We start from the raw sequence: 22,654 nt of genomic DNA on the forward strand, positions 1-22,654 counted from the left end.
CCTGCCATGTTTGCCGAAAAAATACAGCGCCCCGCCACGGCGATCCGCGCCACCGCCCTGGAGCCGACCATCGGCGCGCAGATCGAAGGCGTCGATCTGCGCCACCCCCTCGACGCGCAAACCCGTGATCAGATACGTGCGTTGCTGCTCAAGCACAAAGTGTTGTTCTTCCGTGACCAGCACATCGATACCGCCCAGCAGTTGGCCTTCGCTCGCCAATTCGGCGAGCTTTACCAGCATCCAACCACTCAGAAACAGGACCAAGAGCGGCCCAACGCTCACCTGATCCTGGCCAGCGAAGCCCGCGACCGTTATGGCGATGCCCGCAAGGGGCGCTGGCACACCGATACCAGCTGGATGCTCAAACCCACCTTCGGCGCCGTGCTGCGCGCCGTGTCGCTGCCCGAAACCGGCGGCGACACGCTGTGGGCCGACACGGGACTGGTGTACCGCAGCCTGCCGACGGCGCTGCGCGAACGCATCGATAACGCCTTCGTCACCCACAACTTCAAATCCTCGCTGGACAAGGTCGGCTACAACTATCCGATCCTCGCGCACCCGCTGGTGCGTACCCATCCCGAAACGGGTGAAGATGCCCTGTTCATCAATTTTTCGATGTCGCCGCAGATTCTCGGCCTGTCACTGGAGGAAAGCCGCGAGGTCGTCGGCCTGCTGCTCAAGGAAGTGAGCAACCCCGAATACCAGCTGCGCTTCAAGTGGCAGCCGGGCGATGTAGCGTTCTGGGACAACCGCGCCGCCCTGCACTATCCGGTCTACAACTACGGTGATTTCCCGCGCGTGATGGAACGGGTACTGATCGCCGACGATGACATTCCCCATCGACGCCGGGCTGATCCGGATAAATCGCGCTGAGCCCTTCGCGGCCGATGACCGCTCCTACAGTCGGCTCGCTAACGCGCACAAACAAAAACGCCGCTCATTGCTGAGCGGCGTTTTCATTGAATTTGGAGCGGGAAACGAGACTCGAACTCGCGACCCCGACCTTGGCAAGGTCGTGCTCTACCAACTGAGCTATTCCCGCAAATGGCGTCCCCTAGGGGACTCGAACCCCTGTTACCGCCGTGAAAGGGCGGTGTCCTAGGCCACTAGACGAAGGGGACACGCTGACCGAAACACATGGTGTGTATTCCGGCGCCCAGACCCGAGTCCGAAGACTGGATACTGGTTTCACTCAGTGCCGCCCGAGAGCCACACTGCTTAAACTGGAGCGGGAAACGAGACTCGAACTCGCGACCCCGACCTTGGCAAGGTCGTGCTCTACCAACTGAGCTATTCCCGCAATGGCGTCCCCTAGGGGACTCGAACCCCTGTTACCGCCGTGAAAGGGCGGTGTCCTAGGCCACTAGACGAAGGGGACACGCTACAACATTCACTCCCTGCTGCGCTTCGCTGTGTGCTTTACGCTGCAAGTGGCGCGCATTCTATGGATGCTTTCGAGGGTCGTCAACCCCCTGTTATAAATTTATTTAAATCAATGACTTCACTGCGCTTTACAGGCCCTGTGGCAGGCCACTGCCAAGCGGCAATGCGCAGGAGGACCAATAAGCTTTTGACACCGTTAGTAGCACAAAGCCATAGTTGCCACAGCCCCTCATAAGCACCTCATGACTGCGATGGGGCGGGTTAGGCTACCCGTGTCGGCACAGCAGCCCTACACTTGAACTTCATTCCACCTCGAGAGCTCCCCGGTGACTCCACTCATGATCACCCTGTTCATCGTAACGGGGATCGCCATCCTTATCGTCATCGGCCTGCTCAACAATATGGTCGAGAGCAACAAGCTGGCCAAGGCGCGCGACAAGCTCGAGCTTACCGACCGCCTGCGCCGCTGTGGCCGTATCGACGAGACGTTCCCCGGTCAACTGATGACCCCTGCCCTCAAGCAACTGCTCGCGCGACTGGAACTCAACATCAGCCAGCGCCTGCTGCAGCTCGACAAGCAGGACGCACCGCTCAAGGCTCGCCTGGAAGCTTTGCAGGCGGAAATCGCCAAGGGCGATGACATTGCCATCAATAACCCTCCTCTCCCGATCATGACCGAAGACCGAGCCAAGGAAGTGCGCTTCCTGCTCGAAGCCCTGCACGCCCAGGTAACCCGGGCCGGGCAGGAAGGCTTTCTCAGCCCCGTCGAGACCAAGCACTGGGCGAACGAAATCCGTGGCATCCTCGTACTGCTGCACATCGAGTTCTTCAACAATCTGGGCCAGCAACTGCTGGGAGAGGGTCTGCCGGGTCGCGCCCGCCTGGCTTTCGAGCGCGGCGTGCAGTACCTCAAGAGTCAACCCGACGCCGTGCTCTACCAAGAGCAACTGCAATACCTGCAAAAGATGCTCAAGCGCACCAACGCCATGGTCCTCAGCGAAATGGAGCCGACCGGAGACGAGGTCAACGAACTCACCGACGGTTTGAAAGCCGACGAGAAGGAAGACCCGTTCCAGAAGAAAGCCAACTACGACTGAAAGCGGTCGCGCTTCAGTAGCGGCTGCAGTCGGTCGATTGCAGGAAGATCGCCGCCAGTTGTTCCAGACCCTGCTGGTCGGCTTCGCTGAAGCGTGCGAGGCGTGGGCTGTCCAGGTCCAGCACACCGATCAGCTTGCCGTCCTTGAGCAGCGGGATCACCAGTTCGCTGTTCGACGCACTGTCACAGGCGATGTGGCCAGGGAACGCATGCACGTCCTCGACCCGCTGGGTCTCGCGGCTGGCTGCAGCCGCACCGCACACGCCACGACCAAACGGAATGCGCACACACGCCACCTGCCCCTGAAAGGGTCCGAGCACCAGTTCCTCATTGCGGTTGAGATAGAAACCCGCCCAGTTCAGGTCATCGACCTGATTGAACAGAAATGCGGAAAACTGCGCCGCATTGGCGACGAAATCACGCTCGTCGGCCAACAGCGATTCCAGTTGAGCGCACAGCATACGGTAGCCTTCCAGCCCCGCGCCTGCGGCGTGCAGATCGATCATGGTTGTTGCTCCAACAGTTTGAGACCCACCCAGTAGCGGGCGAATTGATAGGCGCAGCGGCCGTTGCGGTTGCCGCGGCCAGTGGCCCAGCGCACGGCGAGGATATCCAGTTGCTCGTCACGGGACCATTGCAGGCCGCTGTCGCGGGCGAGCTCGCCGATCCAGTGTTCCACCACGCGCAGGAAATGCTCCTGGGTGAAGGGATAGAACGACAACCACAGACCGAACCGGTCCGACAGGGCGATCTTGTCTTCGACCGCTTCGCTGGGGTGCAACTCGCCGTCGACCCGGGACCAGTTCTCGTTGTCGCTCTGATGTTCGGGAACCAGGTGCCGGCGGTTGGACGTGGCGTACAGCAACACGTTGTCCGGCGCCTGCTCCAGCGAACCGTCAAGCACGCTCTTGAGCACCCGATAATCGCCCTCGCCCGCCTCGAACGACAGGTCATCGCAAAACAGCACGAAGCGTTGCGGCAGCTTCTGCAACTGCTCGACCACCCGCGGCAGATCGGCCAGGTGGTCACGCTCGATCTCGATCAGACGCAAGCCCACCGCGGCATGCTCGGCAAGCAACGCCCGCACCAGCGACGACTTGCCCGTGCCGCGCGACCCCCACAGCAACGCATGGTTGGCCGGATGGCCGTCGAGGAATTGCTGCGTGTTGCGTGCCAGCTGCTGGCGCTGTTGATCGACCCCGATCAGATCGCTCAGGCGCATGTCCAGGCTGACCTCCAGCGGCAGCAGATAGCCGCTGCGGCCCTCGCGCTGCCAACGCGCAGCCAGGCACTGGTGCCAGTCGATTTCAGGGCGCAGCGCAGGCAGCAGCGGCTCGAGCCGCGCCAGTACGGATTCGGCGCGCTCAAGAAAGGCATTCAAACGAGAGTCCACGACTTTTCCTCAAGGCAAGTTGCGTGTAAAAGGTTCGGCAAGGGGACATGCCGTCGCACACTACGGCGCACAGACATGGTCCATGCTTTGGCCCTGCGCACGGAATGGAAATTGGCCCAGTATCCATGGATATAAAATTCACCCAGCGGCTGTCCTATAAACAAGCCCGCTTGACGGTACTGGTCGGCTTCATTCTGGGGGCTTTGCTCAGCGTTATCCAGATCGGCATCGATTATGCCATCGTCGATCAAACCATCGATCGGCAAATGCGTTCACTGCTGGAAATCAGCCACAACCCCGCCTCGCGCATCGCCTACAACATCGACGCCGAGCTGGCCAAGGAACTGACCCTGGGCCTGTTGCAATCGGAGTCGATCACCGCTGCACGGCTGACGGACAACACTGGCAACATCCTCGCCAGCGTGCAGCGGCCACGCCTGGAAAGCAGCTACCGCTTCATCAGCGACATCCTCTTCAATGCCCAACGCCAGTACGAAGACCCGCTGTTCCTCTCGCACATGCCCGACGACCGCCTCGGCACGCTGCAGTTGACCGTCGACACCTTCGCCATCGGCAACCGCTTCCTGCGCCGTGCCGAAATCACCTTGGCCAGCGGCTTCCTGCGCACGGCGCTGCTCACCGCCCTGCTCCTGGGCTTTTTCTACGTGATGTTGACCAAGCCGCTGAACCGGGTCATCCGTGCGTTGAGCAACAGCGATCCGCACCAACCCAAACCGGCGCGCCTGGACTATCCTCCGGGCCACGAACATGACGAGATCGGCGTGCTGGTGAAGGTCGCCAACCAGCAGTTCATCAGCATGGCCACGGAAATCCAGCAGCGGCGCAGCGCCGAGAACCGCCTGACCGAGTACCTGGGCGAGCTGGAAAACATCGTCTCGGCACGCACCACCGAGCTCAAGGCCAGCAATACCCGCCTGAGCATGTCCAACGAAGAGCTGGAGAAAGCGCGCCGTACGGCCTTGGACATGGCCCAGGCGCGCGCCTCGTTCCTGGCCAACATGAGCCACGAGATTCGCACCCCGCTCAACGGCTTGCTGGGCATGATCGCCCTGTCGCTGGACAGCCCGCTCAATGCCGAACAGCGGCAGCAACTCTCCATCGCACACGACTCGGGAAAGGTGCTGGTCGAGTTGCTCAACGATATCCTCGACCTGTCCAAGTTCGACGCCGGGCAGCTGGAGCTCGAGCGCATCCCTTTCGACCTCGGCGCGTTGATCGAAGACACTGCCAATCTGCTGTCGCAGAACGCCGCACCCAGCGTCGAGCTGACCTGCCTGATCGACCCGCATTTTCCGGCACTGGTCCTGGGCGATCCGACTCGAGTGCGCCAGATCGTCAGCAACCTGCTGTCCAACGCACTGAAATTCACCCGCTTCGGCCGGGTCGACGTGCGCCTCTATACCCGGCCAGGTGGGGTGCGCATCGAAGTCAGCGACACCGGCATCGGCATCGCCCAGGAAGCCCAGGTCAAGATCTTCCAGCCCTTCACCCAGGCCGGCGCCGGCATCACCCGCCAGTTCGGCGGCACCGGCCTGGGCCTGGCCCTGACCAACAACCTCTGCGAGGCTATGAAGGGCCGCTTGAGCATCAGCTCCGAAGCCGGATTCGGCAGCCAGTTCTACGCCGACCTGCCGCTGGTTGCGCACAGCCCTGCCCAGGTGCCACCGCTGCTGCGCGGCCAGGTGGTGTTGGTCGGGCATGCCGGCAGCGGTCTGGCGGAGCTGTTGCTGGACGTGCTGCCACTGTGGGGCATCGATTACCAGCGCTACGACCTGGGCGCGGACCTCTCCGGCATCGCGCCGGACCTGGTGATCACCGATAACCTGGACTGCCTGTTCAGTCTGCGCCCAGGCATTCAGGCGCCCATTCTGCTGGTCACCGCCTATGGCAACTTCCTGCCGACCGAGCAGGCCAACGCGCTGATGCCGCTGCAGCAGCAAGCCCGACCGCTGGCACGCAACGCGCTGTATCAGGCCTTGCGTCGCAGCCTGGTGGGTGATGAGCCGGCGACGCTCGACAATCTCGCCAACCGGCGTAGCGCGCAGCGTCGCGCGCGTATTCTTCTGGTGGAAGACAACCCGGTGAACCAGCTGGTGGCCAAGGGCATGCTGAGCAAGCTGGGGTGCGAAGTCACCGTGGCCGCCCATGGTGGCGAAGCACTGAGCGAGCTGGAAAAGCGCGAGTTCGACTTGGTGCTGATGGACTGCAACATGCCGGTCATGGATGGCTACGAAGCCAGCCGGCAAATACGTCGAAGCGGCCGCTGGCCACAGTTGCCGATCGTGGCACTGACGGCCAACGCCATGCCCGAAGAGCGCGAACGTTGTCGCGCCGCTGGCATGAGCGACTACCTGGCCAAGCCGTTTCGCCGTGAAGAGCTGGTGATGCTGATCGACCAATGGGTACCCGTATAGCCAGGCACCCAACCTGCTTCAGCCCAGCGCCCGCTCGATCTCGTGCGCCAGGTCGGCAGGCTTGGTCAGAGGCGCGAAGCGTTTGACGCTGCCGTCAGGCGCCACCAGGAACTTGGTGAAATTCCACTTCACCTTTTCCGAACCGAACAGTCCGGGCGCGCTTTTCTTCAGGTGAGCGAACAGCGGATGGGTCAGCTCGCCGTTGACGTCGATCTTGCGGAACATCGGAAAGGTGACGCCGAAGTTCTTCTCGCAGAACTGCACGATGTCCAGCGTATCGCCGGGCTCCTGATTGCCGAACTGGTTGCAGGGGAAGCCCATCACCACCAGCCCCTGCTTGCGATAGGTCTGCCACAGCTCCTCCAACCCCTTGTACTGCGGGGTGAAACCACACTGGCTGGCGGTATTGACCACCAGCAGCACCTTGCCGGCGAAATCGCCGACCGTCTTGTGCTGGCCGTCCAGGGTGATGCATGGGATGGAGAGAAGATCTTTGCTCATGGTCGCTTTCTTGTCAGGGGTCATGCAGGCTGTTCGGCCCGCGGCTGGAAATCCAGGCACACCGAATTGATGCAGTAGCGCAGGCCAGTCGGCGCCGGCCCATCGGGGAACACATGACCCAGGTGCGACTCGCACGTGGCGCACTTGACCTCGGTACGGATCATGCCGTGGCTGGTGTCACGGATCTCGACCATCGCCTGCTCGCCGATCGGCGCGTAGAAGCTTGGCCAACCGCAGCCGGAATCGAACTTGGTGCGCGAATCGAACAGGGGCTCATTGCAACCCACGCAGATGAAGATTCCGTCACCTTTGAAATCGTTGTACTTGCCCGTGAACGGCCGCTCGGTCGCACTCAGCCGGCAGACGTTGTACTGCTCGGGGTCGAGCATTTCCTTCCATTCTTGTTCGGTTCGCGTGAGCTTGGCCATCGGTACACCTCGGCGGTTCAAAAAGCCCGATCTGTGTCTTTTGCAACGATCGGGCGGCACGTATGATTGCGCCTTTGGACAGCAGTCTGTCACCCGCGTTTCAGCGATTCAATTTTTTCATCTTCAGGGCCGGCGCGGGCCTTGTCATCTTTCGGGACCTCACCATGCAGTTCAGCAAATCGAACAAGCTCGCCAACGTCTGCTATGACATTCGCGGGCCGGTGCTCAAGCACGCCAAGCGCCTGGAAGAGGAAGGCCACCGCATCCTCAAGCTGAACATCGGCAACCCGGCGCCGTTCGGTTTCGAGGCGCCGGTCGAGATCCTCCAGGATGTCATCCGCAACCTGCCCACCGCCCAGGGCTACAGCGATTCCAAGGGGCTGTTCAGCGCGCGCAAGGCCGTCATGCAGTACTACCAGCAGAAGCAGGTGGAAGGCGTCGGCATCGAAGACATCTACCTGGGCAACGGTGTGTCCGAGCTGATCGTGATGTCGCTGCAGGCCCTGCTCAACAACGGTGACGAGGTCCTCATCCCAGCGCCCGACTATCCGCTGTGGACGGCTTCGGTGAGCCTGGCCGGCGGTCACGCCGTGCACTACCTGTGCGACGAGCAGGCCAACTGGTGGCCAGACCTGGACGACATCAAATCCAAGATCACCCCCAACACCAAGGCCATGGTGATCATCAACCCGAACAACCCGACCGGCGCCGTGTACTCTAGGGAAGTGCTGCTGGGCATGCTGGAAATCGCCCGCCAGCACAATCTGGTGGTGTTCTCCGACGAGATCTACGACAAGATCCTCTATGACGATGCCGTACACATCTGCACCGCGTCGCTGGCGCCGGACCTGCTCTGCTTGACCTTCAACGGCCTGTCCAAGTCCTACCGCGTGGCCGGTTTCCGTTCCGGCTGGATTGCCATTTCAGGGCCCAAGCACAACGCCCAGAGCTACATCGAAGGCATCGACATCCTGGCCAACATGCGTCTGTGCGCCAACGTGCCGAGCCAGCACGCGATCCAGACGGCTTTGGGCGGCTACCAGAGCATCAACGACCTGGTCCTGCCCAACGGTCGCCTGCTGGAACAGCGCAACCGCACCTGGGAATTGCTCAACGATATTCCCGGTGTCAGCTGCGTCAAACCCATGGGCGCGCTGTACGCGTTCCCGCGCATCGACCCCAAGGTCTGCCCGATCCACAACGACGAGAAGTTCGTGCTCGACCTGCTGCTGTCGGAGAAGCTGCTGGTGGTCCAGGGCACCGCGTTCAACTGGCCCAACCCGGACCATTTCCGCGTGGTGACGCTGCCTCGAGTCGATGATCTGGAGCAGGCCATCGGTCGCATCGGCCGCTTCCTCAAGAATTATCGCCAGTAAAAACCGAACGTATTCAAGTGTCCGTCTGCATATACACAGTTTGAAATAGTCCCCCGGTTGAATCGACCGGGCGCGCACCTTATATAGCGCATACGCAACACTTTTATCCGTCAGGAGAACGTTACAACCATGATGCGCATCTTGCTGTTTCTGGCCACTAACCTTGCGGTGGTGCTGATTGCCAGCATTACCCTGAGCCTGTTTGGCTTCAATGGGTTCATGGCGGCCAACGGGGTGGATCTGAACCTCAATCAGCTGCTGATCTTCTGCGCCGTGTTCGGCTTCGCCGGTTCGCTGTTTTCGCTGTTCATCTCCAAGTGGATGGCGAAGATGAGCACCGGTACGCAGATCATCACCCAACCGCGCACCCGTCACGAACAATGGCTGCTGCAGACCGTCGAGGAGCTGTCGCGCGAAGCGGGCATCAAGATGCCCGAGGTCGGCATCTTCCCGGCGTACGAGGCCAACGCCTTCGCCACCGGCTGGAACAAGAACGACGCGCTGGTGGCGGTCAGCCAGGGCCTGCTCGAGCGGTTCTCGCCCGATGAGGTCAAGGCGGTCCTGGCCCACGAGATCGGCCACGTAGCCAACGGCGACATGGTCACCCTGGCACTGGTGCAGGGCGTGGTGAACACCTTCGTGATGTTCTTCGCGCGAATCATCGGCAACTTCGTCGACAAGGTCATCTTCAAGAACGAACAAGGCCAAGGGATCGCCTACTACATCGCGACCATCGTGGCCGAACTGGTGCTGGGTATCCTGGCCAGCATCATCGTCATGTGGTTCTCGCGTCGCCGCGAGTTCCGCGCCGACGAAGCCGGTGCACGCTTGGCCGGCACTAACGCGATGATCGGCGCGCTGCAACGCCTGCGCTCCGAGCAAGGCGTTCCGGTGCAGATGCCCGATTCGCTCAATGCGTTCGGCATCAACGGTGGTCTCAAGCACGGCCTGGCCGGCCTGCTCATGACTCACCCGCCTCTGGAAGACCGTATCGAAGCGCTGCGCCGTCGGGGTTGAAGCAACAGGCTGGACAGAGGGCGACGACAGTCGCCCTTTTTCTTGGGCGTCGAAAATACGGCAGGTTGTGCGCCGTTTGCATCGTTCAGCTTGCAACTTCGCCGCCCTCCCCCCATCAATAGATCATGAACCTACCTGAACAGCCTGATTCGCCACTGGCCCACTTCCACCCGGCAGTAAGCGCCTGGTTCAGCCAGCACTTTGCGGCCGTTACCCCTGCCCAGGCCCAGGCCTGGCCGTTGATCCAGCAGGGCCTCTCGACCTTGATCGCGGCACCCACTGGGTCGGGCAAGACACTGACGGCGTTCCTGGCCGTGCTCGACGAACTGGTAAAACGGGGACTGGAGCACCAGGGTCGGTTGCCGCAGCGCACGACCGTGCTGTACGTCTCGCCCCTCAAGGCGCTGTCCAACGACATCCAGCTGAATCTGCAACGCCCGCTGCGCGGCATCGCCGAGCACTTGACGACCATGAACCTGCCCGCGGTGACCATCGTCGCCGGTGTACGTACGGGCGACACGCCGCAGAAGGAGCGCGCCGCCATGCGTCGGCAGCCTCCGCACATTCTGGTGACCACACCCGAATCGCTCTACGTGCTGCTCGGTTCGGATTCGGGCCGAGGCATGCTGGCGGATGTGCACACGGTGATCGTCGATGAGATCCACGCGGTGGCCGGCAGCAAGCGCGGCAGTCATCTGGCCTTGAGCCTGGAGCGTCTTCAGGCGCTGTGCAGCCAACCTTTGCGACGCATCGGCCTGTCCGCCACGCAGAAGCCCATCGCCCAGGTGGCGCAATTCCTGGTGGGGACGCAACGCTCATGTTCGATCGTCGACATCGGTCACGCGCGGCCTCGGGACCTGGCGATCGAAGTGCCCGCGGTGCCGCTTGCCGCAGTCATGCCCAACGATGTCTGGGAGCTGCTCTACGACCGTCTGGCAGCCCTCGCGCAGTCCCATCGCACCACGCTGGTGTTCGTCAATACGCGGCGCCTGGCCGAACGCGTGGCGCGGCATATGAGCGAGCGCCTGGGCCGTGAGCACGTCGCGGCCCACCATGGCAGCCTGGCCAAGGAACACCGGCTGGATGCGGAGCAGCGCCTCAAGCGCGGCGACTTGCAAGTATTGGTGGCCACCGCTTCGCTGGAGCTGGGCATCGATATCGGTGACGTCGACCTGGTGTGCCAGATCGCTTCGCCAGGCTCCATCTCCGCGTTCCTGCAACGGGTGGGGCGGTCCGGGCACCATGTCGGTGGCGTTCCCAAGGGTCGCCTGTTTCCCATTTCCCGAGATGATCTGATCGAATGCGTGGCTTTGCTGGACTGCGTGCGCCGCGGCGAACTGGACACCTTGCAGATTCCTCAGGCACCGCTGGACGTGCTGGCCCAACAGATCATCGCCGAGGTCAGTTGCCAGGAATGGCCGGAGCAGGCGCTGCTGCAGATGTTCCGTCAGGCCACGCCTTACGCCGGGCTCGACGACGCGCGTTTCGAGGGCTTGCTGCGCATGCTCGCCGAGGGCTACAGCGGACGTCAGGGCGTACGTGCAGCCTATGTGCATCGCGATGCCGTGACCCGCACCCTGCGCGGTCGACGCGGCAGCAAGTTGACCGCAGTCACCAGCGGTGGGGCGATTGCCGATAACGCCGACTACGCGGTGCTACTGGAACCCCAAGCGTTGAGCATCGGCAGCGTCAACGAGGATTTCGCCGTGGAAAGCCTCGCCGGCGACATCTTCCAACTGGGCAACCGGTCCTACCGCATCCTGCGCATCGAAGGCGGCAAGGTCAGGGTCGAAGACGCCCACGGCCAGGCGCCGAACATCCCCTTCTGGCTCGGCGAAATGCCGGGGCGCAGCGCCGAGCTGTCGGCCAGCGTGGCGCGATTGCAGGCATCGATCGACCAGCGCCTGGCGCTCAGCGAAGGTCAAGTCGAGTCGTTGCTGCCCTGGTTGCAGGACGAACTGGGCCTGGGCCGGGACAGCGCCGAGCAACTGCTCGATTATCTGGCGCGCACACGTCAGGCGCTGGGCGCCCTGCCCTCGCAGGACACCCTGATCATGGAGCGCTTCTTCGACGCCTCCGGCGCCACGCAACTGGTCATCCATACGCCCTTCGGCAGCCGTATCAACCGCGCCTGGGGTCTGGCCCTGCGCAAGCGCTTCTGCCGCACCTTCAATTTCGAGTTGCAGGCGGCCGCCAGCGAAGATGCAATTGTGCTGTCGCTGTCGACCAGCCGCAGCTTCGAACTGGAGGAGGTGTGGCATTACCTGCACAGCAACAGCGCTGAATCGATACTGATCCAGGCGCTGCTCGATGCGCCGCTGTTCGGCGTGCGCTGGCGCTGGAACGCAGCGACGGCCCTGGCCCTGCCCCGCTACAGCGGCGGACGCAAGGTGGCCCCGCAACTGCAGCGCATGAAAGGCGAGGATTTGATCGCCACGGTATTCCCGGACCAGATCGCCTGCCTGGAAAATATCGTCGGCGAGCGGGAGATTCCCGATCACCCGCTGGTCCAGCAGACCCTCGACGATTGCCTGCACGAGGCCATGGACAGCGCGGGCTGGCTGACCCTGCTGCGGCGCATCGAGAGCGGTCAGATCACCCTCATCCAGCGCGACCTGCCCAGCCCTTCGCCATTGGCGGCGGCTATCCTCAATGCCCGGCCCTATGCGTTCCTCGACGACGCGCCGCTGGAAGAGCGACGCACCCAGGCAGTCCTCAATCGACGCTGGGACGAACCCCGCTCGGCAGACGACATGGGTGAACTGGACACGGATGCCATCGCTGCGGTGGCCGCCGAAGCATGGCCCGCCCCCATCAACGGCGACGAGATGCACGAAGCCTTGATGAGCCTGGGCGCCTTGGCCGAACACGAAGCCCAGCCCGGCGAGCTGGCGCTGTTGAAGACGCTGGCGCGCACCGGCCGTGCTGCGCGCCTGACGCTGGGCGATGGCAATCACCTGTGGCTGGCCCTGGAGCGCATGGCCTGCCTGCAAACCCTCTACCCCAACGCCCAGCTATCCCCCGCACTGCAGGTGCCGGCACACCTGGCCCAGACGTGGACCCAGGAGAGTGCGACGCTGGAGCTGATCCGCGCCCGCTTGAGCGGATTCGGCCCGCAAAGACTGGGGGACATTGCCGCCCCGCTGAACCTGCATCCTGCCGTGGTGGAACTGGCGCTGCTGGAATTGGAATCCCAGGGTTATGTAATGCGCGGCCAGTTTCTCACCCACATCGAGGAAACCCAGTGGTGCGAGCGGCACCTGCTGGCGCGTATCCATCGCTATACGGTGAAGCGTCTGCGGCGCGAAATCGAACCGGTCAGCCTGCAGGTGTTCATGCGTTTTCTGCTCGACTGGCAGTGCCTGGCGCCTGGCACCCGCCTGCAGGGCGAGGCGGCCCTGCCCAAAATCCTGGAACAGTTCGAAGGGTACAGCGCCCCGGCTGGCGCCTGGGAGAGCGATCTGCTGCCCGCGCGGCTGCGTGGCTATGACCCATCGTGGCTGGACCGCGCTTGCCGTAGCGGCAAGACGGTCTGGGCGCGGCTGGCCAGCAGCGGCAAAGGAGCCACCCTGCGCGGCACGCCGATCGTGCTGCTGCCCCGCGCGCGCCTGCCCCTGTGGCGCAGTCTGGCTCCGACAGTCCAGCCGCAGGAATTGTCCATGCGCGCGCAGAAGGTCAAACAAACCCTGGCCGCGCAGGGCGCGATGTTCTTCGACGATCTCGTACACGATGTGCGCCTGCTGCGCACCGAAGTGGAGAACGCGCTGCAGGAACTGGTCGCCGCAGGCCGAGTGAACGCCGACAGTTTCGCCGGATTGCGCGCGCTGATCACACCGGCCGGCAAACGTCAGGCGCGCAGCAGTCGCCGTGGTCGCGGTGCTTTCATTGGCGGCATGGACGATGCAGGGCGCTGGGCCTTGCTCCAGGCAAACGGCAGTGCCCCCGATGAAGCCGTCGAACAGATCGCGCTGGTGCTGTTGCGTCGCTACGGGGTGGTGTTCTGGCGCCTGCTGCAACGCGAAGCCGACTGGCTGCCCAGCTGGCGCGACCTGCTGCGGGCATTGCAGCGACTGGAGGCGCGCGGACAGATTCGCGGGGGGCGTTTCATCGACGGCTTGTCCGGCGAGCAATTCGCCTTGCCAGAGGCCATTCCAGCCCTGCGCGAGGTGCGCAAAAGACCTGTGGATGGCAGCCTGGTGTCCATTTCGGCCAGCGACCCATTGAACCTGGCAGGTACCCTCCTGCCATTGCCCGGCTCCGACCCCCAGCTGATCCACAAGACCGTGCCAGCGTTGCCGAGCAACCGTGTGCTCTACCGCGACGGACTGCCCGTGGCGGCCTTGATCGCTGGCAAGCCGGTGTACTGGAGCGAAGAAACCACGGAGCTACGCCAGCAGCTGATCCATCCCACCCTGTAGCAGCGGCGCAAGCCGCGTCATCGGTGCACGCGGTGTGCCTGAACAGACGCGGTGAGGCCGGACGCGGCTTGCGCCGCTGCTACACGGGCTGCGCCGTTGTGACATTCCGTAATAGCCAAACTTTTGCAATTCGTTGCGAAACCCGCCACCCTCCGCGCCGCTGGTCGATAATGACCGCCGACGCGGAACCGCAATGCCCGCTGTCCCATCCCTACTACATCCTTCCTATTCGCAAGAGCCTGTCGCCATGACTAACGATCGAGACCATCGGATCGATTTCTATCGGGGTTTGGCGTTGATCTTCATTTTCTGGGATCACATACCGCAAAACCCGCTGGCCAGCTTCACGCTGCGCAACTTCGGCTTCAGCGATGCTGCAGAAGTGTTCGTGTTCCTCGCCGGCTACGCCGCCGTGCTGGCCTACGGCAAGATCGCCCTGCGCGACGGCTATCTGGTGGCCGGCATGCGCATCCTGCGTCGCGCCTGGGTGCTTTACGTGGTCCACATCTTCCTGCTGGCGGTCCTGATGGGCATCATCTTCGTCGCCAACAATCACGTCGAAACCCGCGACATGATCAAGGAGATGAACCTCACCTATTTCGTGTCCAACCCGCAACAGGCGATGGTCGACGAACTGCTGCTGCGCTTCAAGCCCAACCTGATGGACCCCTTGCCGTTGTACATCGTGTTACTGCTCGGCCTGCCGATCGTCCTGCCGTTGCTGATCAAGCGCCCAGCCCAGGCCATCGGCCTCTCGCTGGTGTTGTACCTGATGGTGCAATGGCTGGGCTGGAACATTCCTGCGCACGACAACGGCCTCTGGTATTTCAATCCTCTGGCCTGGCAGGTGCTGTTCGTCCTGGGTGGCGCCACGGCGCTGCATTCGGCGCGCGGGCAGGCAGCGCCGACCCGCCCCTTGAGCCGTCAACCCCTGTTCCTCGCGTGCGCCACGCTCGTCACATTCAGCGCGCTGGTTGCCCTGGGATGGCGCTGGTCGATGCTGCACGAGGCACTGGTGCCCGGCTGGTTCAGCCAACTGCTCTACCCCATCGACAAAACCAACCTTTCGCCGTCACGCCTTCTGCACTTCCTGGCCTTGGCCTACTGTGTGGCCAAGCTGATACCTCAGGGCGCATGGGTGAATCACCTGTTGGCACGCAAAGTCGGGCTGTTGGGACGCTATTCGCTCGAGGTCTTCTGCCTCAGCGTGGTGCTGGCACCGTTGGCCGACATGGCCAATGCCCTAGCGGATGACCAGCTCGCGATGCAGATCGCCAGCGCGTTGGTCGGCGCAGGCCTGATGCTGGCCCTTGGCGAATGGCTGGAACTGAACAAACGACTGGGCCGTCCGCGGCCTGAGCTGCCAAAGCTTGAGCTGCCGAAACCCGAACGGCCCGTGGTCGCACTGGGCAAAGGCCTCTGATCAGGCGTTGCCAGCCACTTTCAGGCGCGCTGCCTGGGTAAAGTCCAGCATGCGCTTGAGCGGCCGAACAGCTTGGGGAATCAGCGCCGGATCCACAGTGATTTCGTTGCTGCCGGCGCGCAGGCATTCCAGCGTGCGCTCAAGTGTGTTCATGGCCATCCACGGGCAATGCGCACAGCTGCGACAGGCAGCACCGTTGCCCGCCGTGGGCGCCTCGATCAGCGTCTTTCCAGGCACGGCCTGCTGCATCTTGTAGAAGATACCGCGATCGGTTGCCACGATCAGCGTCTCCTGCGGCAACGTACGGGCAGCGGCAATCAATTGGCTGGTGGAGCCCACGGCGTCAGCCAGTGCGATGACCTCGGCCGGCGACTCGGGGTGCACCAGAATCGCGGCATCGGGATACAGCGCACGCATGTCGCTCAGTTGCCGCGACTTGAACTCCTCGTGCACGATGCAGGCACCGTCCCACATCAGCATGTCAGCGCCGGTGTGGGTCTGGATGTAGTTGCCCAGATGCTTGTCCGGCGCCCAGATGATCTTCTCGCCGTTGTCCATCAGGCTCTCGACGATTTCCAGCGCGCAGCTCGACGTCACTACCCAGTCGGCCCGCGCCTTGACCGCTGCCGAGGTGTTGGCATAGACCACCACCGTGCGCTCGGGATGCTGGTCGCAAAAAGCCGAGAAGGCATCGACCGGGCATCCCAGGTCCAGCGAACAGGTCGCTTCCAGGGTGGGCATGAGCACACGCTTTTCAGGGTTGAGGATCTTCGCCGTTTCGCCCATGAACCGAACACCCGCCACCACCACGGTGCGAGCTGAGTGCTGGTTGCCAAAACGTGCCATTTCCAGCGAGTCGGACACACAACCGCCGGTTTCCTCGGCCAGCGCCTGGATCACCGGATCGCAGTAGTAGTGAGCGACCAGCACCGCGTCCTGAGCCTTGAGCTCGGCAGCGATGGCTGAACGGTAGTCGGCTTCCTGCTCCGGTGTCAGGGGCTTGGGCTGCTTGGCATCCAGGTGAGCCTGAACCAGAAGGCGTTCGGATATCTGCGTCATGAGGCAAGACCTGCGAGCGCTGATGCGCGAGAGTCGAGTTTAGACCGGGCCGACAAGGGCCTGGGAGTATATGCCCTGGCTTTCGTGAGGCTTTTGAGGGCTGGCGCAGGCTACAGAGAAACGAGGTGTTAGCAAAGCCCTATCGCTGCAAGGATAGCCACCGAATTCCGGGCATAAAAAAACCCGCAGCTTTTGCAAGCTGCGGGTTTCGAAATGGTGGGTCGTGTGGGATTCGAACCTACGACCAATTGGTTAAAAGCCAACTGCTCTACCAACTGAGCTAACGACCCGTTTCGTGGGGCGTATAATACCGAATTCTTTTGGTAATTCAACACCCTACAGAAAAAAAATCAAAAATAACGTGTAGGGTCACTCACACCGGCCGCAGTGAAGCCTTCCGCGCGCAAGCGGCAACTGTCGCATTTGCCACAGGCCTGGCCTTCGTCGTTAGCCTGATAGCAGGACACCGTCAGGCCGTAGTCCACACCCAGTGCCACGCCCGCCTTGACGATTTCGGCCTTGCTCATGTTCTGCAACGGCGCCTGAATGGTGAAGCCATTGCCTTCCACTCCAGCCTTGGTAGCCAGATTGGCCAGGCGCTCGAAGGCCTCGATGAACTCGGGTCGGCAGTCCGGGTAGCCGGAGTAGTCGACCGCATTGACGCCAATGAAGATGTCCCGCGCCTCCAGCACCTCGGCCCAGCCCAGGGCCAGCGACAGAAAGACCGTGTTGCGCGCCGGCACGTAAGTCACCGGAATGCCCTCGCCCAAGGTTTCGGGAACGTCGATCGACGTATCGGTCAGCGCCGAACCGCCCATGCCGTCCAGATTCAGTCCAATGACCTTGTGCTGGACCACGCCCAGATCGCGAGCCACCCGCGCCGCCGCATTAAGCTCGGCGCGATGGCGCTGACCATAGTCGAAACTCATGGTGTAGCAGGCGTAGCCCTGGTCTTTGGCCATCGCCACTACGGTCGCGGAATCCAGGCCGCCGGAGAGCAGGATGACCGCTTTTTTCTGGTGCTCGGTTGTGTCGTTCATGTCAGCGCCCCGGCTCGTCGTTCCAAAGAAGTTTGTGCAATTGCATCTGCAGGCGCACCGGCAGGTTGTCGGCCACGATCCAGTCGGCCAGATCGGTTGCACGCAGTTGATCCTTGCTCGGCGAGAACAGCACTTCGCCAGCGCGCTGGTCCAGATCGTACTGAATCAGCTTGGAGACGGCCCAGTCGTAGTCTTCACGCGAGCACAGGACGAATTTAACTTGGTCGTTGCGGGTCAGCAGCTCGATGTTCTCGTAGCGATTGCGATGGACCTCGAGGGAACCCGGGGTCTTCAAATCAAGCACCCGGCTGACTCGAGTGTCCACTGCGCTGATGTCGAGCGCACCGCTGGTTTCCACGGAAACCTCATAGCCCGCATCGCACAGGCGCTGCATCAATGGGATGGCATTGGGCTGGGCCAACGGCTCGCCCCCGGTCACGCACACATAGCGGGGCTTGTAGCTGGCCACCTGCTCCATGAGCGAGTCGAGGGTACGCTGGGTACCCCCGCTGAATGCATAGGCGCTGTCGCAGTATTGGCAGCGCAGAGGGCAACCGGTCAGGCGCACGAAAACCGTGGGCAGGCCAGCGGTCCGCGTCTCACCCTGCAAGGAGTAGAAGACTTCGGTGATACGTAGTGTGTCTTGCATAGGGTCCACGGGCGTGACAGCGAAACAGGCTGACCGCCTCCGTTGGGCACTTCAGGCAGCCCGCGCTCGCGTGGCTTCAGGAAGCGTGTTCATAAAATGGCGGCAAATTCTAACAAAAAACCCGCGCCAGGCGCGGGTTTCTTCGAATCACTCGGCAAGCTTCACAATCTTTGCAGGTCTTTCTGCGCCAATTGCGCCGCGGAAGTACCCGGATACTGGGTCACAACCTGCTGCAGAATACCTTTGACTCGATCGGTATGACCGAGGCGACGTTCGACGTCGGCCAACTTGTACAGCGAATCCGGCACCTTGTTGTGCTTGGGATACAGCTGGCTAACCTTGGCGAAGGCTTGACCTGCGCCTTGCAGATCACCTTTGGCAAGGTTGACCTCGCCCAGCCAGTACTGGGCATTGCCCGCATACTGGCTGTTCGGGTATTTGCGCAGGAATGCGGCAAATGCCTGGCTGGCCTTGTCGAAATCCTTGGCTTTGATCAGGTCGAAGGCTGCATCGTAATACAGCTTCTCCTTGGCCGGATCGCCAGGCTCTGAACTGGCTGTCGATTGACCGCCAGCCGATGAAGCACCAGCGCCGCCGGAGGCGCCGCTGGCTGAAGAATTATCCGGCTGGGCAGCGGGTGCAGGTGCAACCCCAGCGCCAATCCGACGATCGAGATCCTGATACCGCTCGAGCCCTTCCTGTTTCAGGCGCTGGATATCGTTTTGCTGGACTTCGACCTGACCTCGCAGACGCGCGATGTCTTCCTGCATTTGCTGCAGTTGCATGAACAGCTCGCCCTGAGCCGAGACAGGCGCTTGCGCACCTGACCCGGCCGAGGCGCCGTTCGTACCGTAACCTGCAGGCGGATAGCTGCCACCAACGGCGCCACTGTTACCGTAGCCTCCATTGTTGTTGCTATCGACCACAGGCACCGCGCCCCAAGCCATCACAGGCAGGGCGAAAGCCAGAACAGTTACAGCACGACGGCACGTTCGCATGACGAATTACTTACGCAGTTCGACGCGACGGTTTTGAGCCCACGACTGCTCGTCGTTGCCGGTAGCTACTGGACGCTCTTCGCCGTAGGAAACCAGTTCCAGCTGAGCTGGCGAGACGCCTTGCAGTACCAGGTAACGCTGAACGGCCTTGGCGCGACGCTCGCCCAGTGCCAGGTTGTACTCGCGAGTACCGCGCTCGTCGGTGTTACCCTCCAGGACGACGCGAGCGCCGTTGGCTTTCAGGTCCTTGGCGTGAACGTCCAGAGCGCGCATGGCTTCTGGCTTCAGGTCCGAGCTGTCGTATTCGAAGTAGAAGGTGGTGATTGCGCGCAGAGCAGCTTCTTCGCTCAGGGAACCGTCAACGGCACCGGTGTTTGCGCCGTAACCAGCGTTAGGGTCGACAGCAGCGCCGCCTTGACCAGCATCTTCGCCGCCTTTGGACGAGCAACCTACAGCTACGGACAAGGCCAGGGCCAGCGCAGCAAACTTACCAAACTTCAGCATTTCCATCGTGAAACTCCTAATGAACCCCAGTGTGTTAAGTACAACGTATTACGCCGCGTCAGTTCAGGTAAGGGGACCAGGACGGTTCTCTGACTTCGCCTTGAGCGGTAGGAAGCGGGAGCCTCACGCGGCCATTTAGCGACACGAGCATCAAGACTCCCCGGCCCTGCTGGCGGGTGGCGTAGATTACCATGGTGCCGTTGGGCGCAACAGTAGGCGACTCATCAAGAGTTGAATCTGTGAGGATCTTTACGCTTCCGCGTTCCAAGTCCTGCGCCGCCACCTTGAAATTGGTGAAACCATCTTGCCGGTGAATCATTACAAGCGTCTTTTCGTCAGCCGAAAGTTTCGGGTTGGCGTTGTAGTTGCCCACAAACGTCACACGCTCGGCATTGGCGCCACCGGAAGTGCTGGTCTTGTAGATCTGCGGCTTGCCGCCACGGTCCGACGTAAAATAAAGCGTCGAGCCGTCCTTGCCCCAGAAGGGTTCGGTATCGATCGCCGGGCTGTTGGTCACGCGAGTCAATGCGCGCGACGCCAGGTTCATCACGTAGATTTCCGGGTTGCCATCTTTGGACAGCACCAGCGCCAGACGGTTGCCGTCAGGTGAGAACGCCGGTGCGCCGTTCAGGCCTTCGAAGTTGGTCAGCTGCTCGCGGCGACCGGTGTCGACGTTCTGCAGGAAAATCCGCGGACGACGCTGCTCGAACGATACATAGGCAATGTTGCGGCCATTGGGCGAGTAGCGTGGCGACAGGATCGGCTCGCGTGACTGCAGCAGGGTCACGGCACGTGCCCCGTCGTAGTCAGAACGCTGCAAGGTGTAGCGAGTAGCGTTGGTACCGGCGCGCTCGGCAGTGACATAGAGCATGCGCGTGGAGAACGCACCCTTGATCCCGGTCAGCTTCTCGAACGACTGGTCGGAGATGAAGTGGGCCATGTCACGCAGCTGATCGGTGGTGCCCGACACGCTGCCGGTCAACACGGGTTGCTGGGTGTTGACGTTGAGCAGCGCGTACTGCACCTGCAGGCGACCACCGGCCGGCGTGATGCTGCCGACCATGACGTACTGAGCACCCAGCGCCTGCCAGTCGCGGTAGATGACTTCGCTGGCCTGGGACGGCTGGCTGATCATGTTCTGCGGTGGAATGGGTGAGTAGTAGCCCGAGTTGCGCAGGTCGTTGCCGACGATTTCGGCAATGTTGTCAGGCAACACGCTGCCACCCTGGAAGCCGAACGGGACGACCGCGATCGGCGTCGCACGATCGGCACCGCTGGTGACCAGAATGTTCTTTTCGTCCGCAGAGGCCATGCCGGCGGCGCAGCACAGGACGACGAGCAGTCCTCGAAGAAGGGTAATCACAAGGCAAGATCCTCAGGTGTAAATGTCATCTTGAAGGAACGATAGGGGTTGAAGTCAGCTGGTTTCAAACCCTGCATTTCCGTTAAACGGCCAATGTTCTTGACCGCAGCAACCGCCGAACTGTCGAAAGGCCCATCGCCGCTGGAGCGCGAAACGCTGACGTTAGTGACAGTACCATCGGGCAACATGTTGATCTGCAATACCACAGTCATGTTCTTGCGTGCAGAAGGCGGACGTGCCCAACCTTCGGCTGCTCGCGAGCGAATGAGATCGTCGAAGTTGCCCGCGACTTCATCACCCTGCTCATCGGCGAGCGCCTGCTGGCGTTCGGGCTTGTCGGAAAGCAGATCGGCCAGCGCCTGCGCCTTCTTGTCTTCCGCAGCCTTGCGTGCCGCATCCTGGGCCTTCTTCTTCGCAGCGTCGGCCGCAGCCTTCTTCTTCGCGTCCTCGGCAGCCTTCTTCTTGGCATCTTCGGCAGCGGCGGCGGCAGCAGCTTTCTTGGCGTCGTCTTCGGCTTTCTTCTTCGCGTCTTCGGCGGCCTTCTTCTTGGCGTCTTCGGCAGCCTTCTTCTTGGCTTCCTCGGCCGCCTCCTTCTTGGCCTCCTCTTGCTCGGCTTTCTTCTTGGCGATATCGGCCAACTCGCTCTTCTTGGCTTCGGCAGCTTTTTCAGCCGCTTCGGCCTTGGCCGCTTCAGCCTTGGCTGCGGCCGCCTCTGCCGCTTCCGCCTTGGCGGCGGCGTCGGCTTTCTTGGCTTCGTCGGCCTTCTTCGCTGCTTCGGCCTTTTGAGCGGTTTCTTCTTTCTTTTGTTCCGCCGCCTTTATGGCTTCCTGTTCAAGCTTCTTGGTCTCCATCTGCTCGACTTCAGTTTGTCGCGCGGCAGACTTCTTCGCCTCGCCCGCCAGCTTCTGATTGGTCTGAGTGGTGGCCTGGCTCTTGGACTTGAGCTGATAGAGCGTAGCCTGCACGATGGGGCGCGCTTCGGGCAGTTCGGGCGTCATGGCGAAACTGACGAACAACATCCCGAAAATCAGCACGTGCAGGGCTACCGCCCAGACCGTGGGCCAGAAGAAGCTTTCCGAGGCTGAATGCTCTCGCTTTTGCATCACGGGGCCTCGGTAATCAAGCCAACGTTACCGACACCTGCCTGCTGCAAACCGCCCATGGCGCCCATGACGGCGCCATAATCAACGGTCTTGTCACCGCGAATGAAGACTTGGGTCTTCTTCCCGTTGGCATTGCCCTGGTTGATGATCGCGGTCGCGGCCTGGGTCATCTGCGCCAGGGTCATGGCCTTGTCCTGCTGCTTTTCAGTGTCTACTTCCTTGCCGACGTTCCAGTAGTAGGTCTTGTCGGCCTTGATGGAAATGGTGAGCACCTGAGTGTTGTTGTCCTGCGGCAACGCTTCGCTGGAAACCTTGGGCAGATCGACCTTCACACCTTGGTTGATCATCGGAGCGGTGACCATGAAGATGACCAGCAGTACCAACATCACGTCGATGTAGGGCACCACGTTCATCTCGGCGACCGGCTTGCGTTTTGGGCGACGACCTCGAGTCATTGGGTTATCCCTG

At 61.9% G+C, this 22,654-nt stretch carries 19 protein-coding genes and 5 tRNA genes; 7 read left to right on the forward strand and 17 right to left on the reverse strand.

Annotation, left to right across the window (positions count from 1 at the left end; translation table 11 throughout):
- Positions 1 to 6 precede the first annotated feature (6 nt).
- On the forward strand, positions 7 to 873 hold the full coding sequence (locus AC788_RS15615) for a TauD/TfdA dioxygenase family protein (RefSeq protein WP_049861499.1): 867 nt from the start codon (positions 7 to 9) through the stop codon (positions 871 to 873).
- Between the two features lie 93 nt (positions 874 to 966).
- Here AC788_RS15615 and AC788_RS15620 read toward each other — a convergent pair.
- The 4 genes from AC788_RS15620 to AC788_RS15635 all read right to left on the reverse strand — a co-directional run bounded on the left by AC788_RS15620 (position 967) and on the right by AC788_RS15635 (position 1,378).
- Positions 967 to 1,042: transfer RNA gene (locus AC788_RS15620), tRNA-Gly, on the reverse strand.
- A gap of 3 nt (positions 1,043 to 1,045) precedes the next feature.
- Positions 1,046 to 1,121 (reverse strand) — tRNA-Glu (locus tag AC788_RS15625).
- A gap of 103 nt (positions 1,122 to 1,224) precedes the next feature.
- A tRNA-Gly gene (locus tag AC788_RS15630) sits at positions 1,225 to 1,300 on the reverse strand.
- Between the two features lie 2 nt (positions 1,301 to 1,302).
- Positions 1,303 to 1,378 (reverse strand) — tRNA-Glu (locus AC788_RS15635).
- A 331-nt stretch (positions 1,379 to 1,709) separates the two neighbouring features.
- On the opposite strand from AC788_RS15635, the gene AC788_RS15640 reads away from it, so the two are divergent.
- On the forward strand, positions 1,710 to 2,480 hold the full coding sequence (locus AC788_RS15640) for a hypothetical protein (protein ID WP_049861500.1): 771 nt from the start codon (positions 1,710 to 1,712) through the stop codon (positions 2,478 to 2,480).
- Between the two features lie 13 nt (positions 2,481 to 2,493).
- On the opposite strand, the gene AC788_RS15645 is transcribed toward AC788_RS15640, so the two are convergent.
- Both AC788_RS15645 and AC788_RS15650 read right to left on the reverse strand, forming a co-directional pair.
- Positions 2,494 to 2,985 carry a GAF domain-containing protein gene (locus AC788_RS15645; protein WP_049861501.1) on the reverse strand — a complete coding sequence of 164 codons (492 nt, stop codon included), beginning with the start codon at positions 2,983 to 2,985 and terminating at the stop codon, positions 2,494 to 2,496.
- On the reverse strand, positions 2,982 to 3,872 hold the full coding sequence (locus AC788_RS15650; protein WP_049861503.1) for an ATP-binding protein: 891 nt from the start codon (positions 3,870 to 3,872) through the stop codon (positions 2,982 to 2,984). Before AC788_RS15650 ends, AC788_RS15645 begins: the two co-directional genes overlap by 4 nt.
- Before the next feature lie 125 nt (positions 3,873 to 3,997).
- Here AC788_RS15650 and AC788_RS15655 point away from each other — a divergent pair, with 125 nt between their 5' ends.
- Positions 3,998 to 6,307, forward strand: coding sequence for a response regulator (locus tag AC788_RS15655; protein ID WP_049861504.1), 2,310 nt, complete (start codon positions 3,998 to 4,000; stop codon positions 6,305 to 6,307).
- Positions 6,308 to 6,325: 18 nt separating this feature from the next.
- Here AC788_RS15655 and AC788_RS15660 read toward each other — a convergent pair whose 3' ends face one another.
- Together AC788_RS15660 and msrB are read right to left on the reverse strand one after the other, a co-directional pair.
- Entirely contained in the window at positions 6,326 to 6,808 is a 483-nt protein-coding gene (locus AC788_RS15660; RefSeq protein ID WP_049861505.1) for a glutathione peroxidase, read from the reverse strand.
- A 20-nt stretch (positions 6,809 to 6,828) separates the two neighbouring features.
- On the reverse strand, positions 6,829 to 7,236 hold the full coding sequence (gene msrB, locus AC788_RS15665) for a peptide-methionine (R)-S-oxide reductase MsrB (RefSeq protein WP_049861506.1): 408 nt from the start codon (positions 7,234 to 7,236) through the stop codon (positions 6,829 to 6,831).
- A gap of 164 nt (positions 7,237 to 7,400) precedes the next feature.
- Here msrB and AC788_RS15670 point away from each other — a divergent pair, with 164 nt between their 5' ends.
- From AC788_RS15670 to AC788_RS15685, 4 genes are all read left to right on the forward strand, one after another.
- Positions 7,401 to 8,612, forward strand: coding sequence for a pyridoxal phosphate-dependent aminotransferase (locus AC788_RS15670; RefSeq protein ID WP_049861559.1), 1,212 nt, complete (start codon positions 7,401 to 7,403; stop codon positions 8,610 to 8,612).
- Positions 8,613 to 8,741: 129 nt separating this feature from the next.
- On the forward strand, positions 8,742 to 9,629 hold the full coding sequence (gene htpX, locus AC788_RS15675; RefSeq protein WP_049861507.1) for a protease HtpX: 888 nt from the start codon (positions 8,742 to 8,744) through the stop codon (positions 9,627 to 9,629).
- Positions 9,630 to 9,754: 125 nt separating this feature from the next.
- Positions 9,755 to 14,047 carry a DEAD/DEAH box helicase gene (locus tag AC788_RS15680; protein ID WP_049861508.1) on the forward strand — a complete coding sequence of 1,431 codons (4,293 nt, stop codon included), beginning with the start codon at positions 9,755 to 9,757 and terminating at the stop codon, positions 14,045 to 14,047.
- Positions 14,048 to 14,294: 247 nt separating this feature from the next.
- On the forward strand, positions 14,295 to 15,470 hold the full coding sequence (locus tag AC788_RS15685) for an OpgC family protein (RefSeq protein ID WP_049861509.1): 1,176 nt from the start codon (positions 14,295 to 14,297) through the stop codon (positions 15,468 to 15,470).
- Here AC788_RS15685 and nadA read toward each other — a convergent pair whose 3' ends face one another.
- From nadA to tolR, 9 genes are all read right to left on the reverse strand, one after another.
- Positions 15,471 to 16,529 carry a quinolinate synthase NadA gene (nadA, locus tag AC788_RS15690; RefSeq protein WP_049861510.1) on the reverse strand — a complete coding sequence of 353 codons (1,059 nt, stop codon included), beginning with the start codon at positions 16,527 to 16,529 and terminating at the stop codon, positions 15,471 to 15,473.
- Positions 16,530 to 16,743: 214 nt separating this feature from the next.
- A tRNA-Lys gene (locus tag AC788_RS15695) sits at positions 16,744 to 16,819 on the reverse strand.
- A 60-nt stretch (positions 16,820 to 16,879) separates the two neighbouring features.
- Positions 16,880 to 17,569 carry a 7-cyano-7-deazaguanine synthase QueC gene (gene queC, locus AC788_RS15700; RefSeq protein ID WP_049861511.1) on the reverse strand — a complete coding sequence of 230 codons (690 nt, stop codon included), beginning with the start codon at positions 17,567 to 17,569 and terminating at the stop codon, positions 16,880 to 16,882.
- 1 nt (position 17,570) lies between these two features.
- Entirely contained in the window at positions 17,571 to 18,218 is a 648-nt protein-coding gene (queE, locus tag AC788_RS15705) for a 7-carboxy-7-deazaguanine synthase QueE (protein WP_049861512.1), read from the reverse strand.
- Between the two features lie 161 nt (positions 18,219 to 18,379).
- A complete protein-coding gene (gene ybgF, locus AC788_RS15710; RefSeq protein ID WP_049861513.1) occupies positions 18,380 to 19,216 on the reverse strand; it encodes a tol-pal system protein YbgF in 837 nt (278 codons plus the stop codon).
- Positions 19,217 to 19,222: 6 nt separating this feature from the next.
- The gene (gene pal / locus AC788_RS15715) at positions 19,223 to 19,726 is read right to left on the reverse strand and encodes a peptidoglycan-associated lipoprotein Pal (protein WP_043187198.1); all 504 of its coding nucleotides are present in this window, start codon (positions 19,724 to 19,726) and stop codon (positions 19,223 to 19,225) included.
- Positions 19,727 to 19,778: 52 nt separating this feature from the next.
- On the reverse strand, positions 19,779 to 21,083 hold the full coding sequence (tolB, locus tag AC788_RS15720; protein ID WP_043187197.1) for a Tol-Pal system beta propeller repeat protein TolB: 1,305 nt from the start codon (positions 21,081 to 21,083) through the stop codon (positions 19,779 to 19,781).
- Entirely contained in the window at positions 21,080 to 22,189 is a 1,110-nt protein-coding gene (gene tolA / locus AC788_RS15725) for a cell envelope integrity protein TolA (RefSeq protein WP_049861514.1), read from the reverse strand. The genes tolB and tolA overlap by 4 nt, the downstream gene beginning before the upstream one ends.
- Entirely contained in the window at positions 22,186 to 22,641 is a 456-nt protein-coding gene (gene tolR, locus AC788_RS15730) for a protein TolR (RefSeq protein ID WP_049861515.1), read from the reverse strand. Before tolR ends, tolA begins: the two co-directional genes overlap by 4 nt.
- Positions 22,642 to 22,654: the final 13 nt, after the last annotated feature.

Origin of the sequence: Pseudomonas sp. RIT-PI-a (assembly GCF_001187875.1) — a bacterium.
Classification (GTDB): domain Bacteria; phylum Pseudomonadota; class Gammaproteobacteria; order Pseudomonadales; family Pseudomonadaceae; genus Aquipseudomonas; species Aquipseudomonas coleopterorum.

What these genes read in the sequence shown, in the direction of transcription:
- AC788_RS15685 (WP_049861509.1), top strand. Translation starts at nt 14,295, where the DNA reads ATGACTAACGATCGAGACCATCGGATCGATTTCTATCGGGGTTTGGCG.
- queE (WP_049861512.1), bottom strand. Translation starts at nt 18,218, where the DNA reads ATGCAAGACACACTACGTATCACCGAAGTCTTCTACTCCTTGCAGGGT.
- tolR (WP_049861515.1), bottom strand. Translation starts at nt 22,641, where the DNA reads ATGACTCGAGGTCGTCGCCCAAAACGCAAGCCGGTCGCCGAGATGAAC.
- AC788_RS15645 (WP_049861501.1), bottom strand. Translation starts at nt 2,985, where the DNA reads ATGATCGATCTGCACGCCGCAGGCGCGGGGCTGGAAGGCTACCGTATG.
- AC788_RS15615 (WP_049861499.1), top strand. Translation starts at nt 7, where the DNA reads ATGTTTGCCGAAAAAATACAGCGCCCCGCCACGGCGATCCGCGCCACC.
- msrB (WP_049861506.1), bottom strand. Translation starts at nt 7,236, where the DNA reads ATGGCCAAGCTCACGCGAACCGAACAAGAATGGAAGGAAATGCTCGAC.
- AC788_RS15680 (WP_049861508.1), top strand. Translation starts at nt 9,755, where the DNA reads ATGAACCTACCTGAACAGCCTGATTCGCCACTGGCCCACTTCCACCCG.
- nadA (WP_049861510.1), bottom strand. Translation starts at nt 16,529, where the DNA reads ATGACGCAGATATCCGAACGCCTTCTGGTTCAGGCTCACCTGGATGCC.
- htpX (WP_049861507.1), top strand. Translation starts at nt 8,742, where the DNA reads ATGATGCGCATCTTGCTGTTTCTGGCCACTAACCTTGCGGTGGTGCTG.
- pal (WP_043187198.1), bottom strand. Translation starts at nt 19,726, where the DNA reads ATGGAAATGCTGAAGTTTGGTAAGTTTGCTGCGCTGGCCCTGGCCTTG.
- ybgF (WP_049861513.1), bottom strand. Translation starts at nt 19,216, where the DNA reads ATGCGAACGTGCCGTCGTGCTGTAACTGTTCTGGCTTTCGCCCTGCCT.
- AC788_RS15660 (WP_049861505.1), bottom strand. Translation starts at nt 6,808, where the DNA reads ATGAGCAAAGATCTTCTCTCCATCCCATGCATCACCCTGGACGGCCAG.
- AC788_RS15670 (WP_049861559.1), top strand. Translation starts at nt 7,401, where the DNA reads ATGCAGTTCAGCAAATCGAACAAGCTCGCCAACGTCTGCTATGACATT.
- queC (WP_049861511.1), bottom strand. Translation starts at nt 17,569, where the DNA reads ATGAACGACACAACCGAGCACCAGAAAAAAGCGGTCATCCTGCTCTCC.
- AC788_RS15655 (WP_049861504.1), top strand. Translation starts at nt 3,998, where the DNA reads ATGGATATAAAATTCACCCAGCGGCTGTCCTATAAACAAGCCCGCTTG.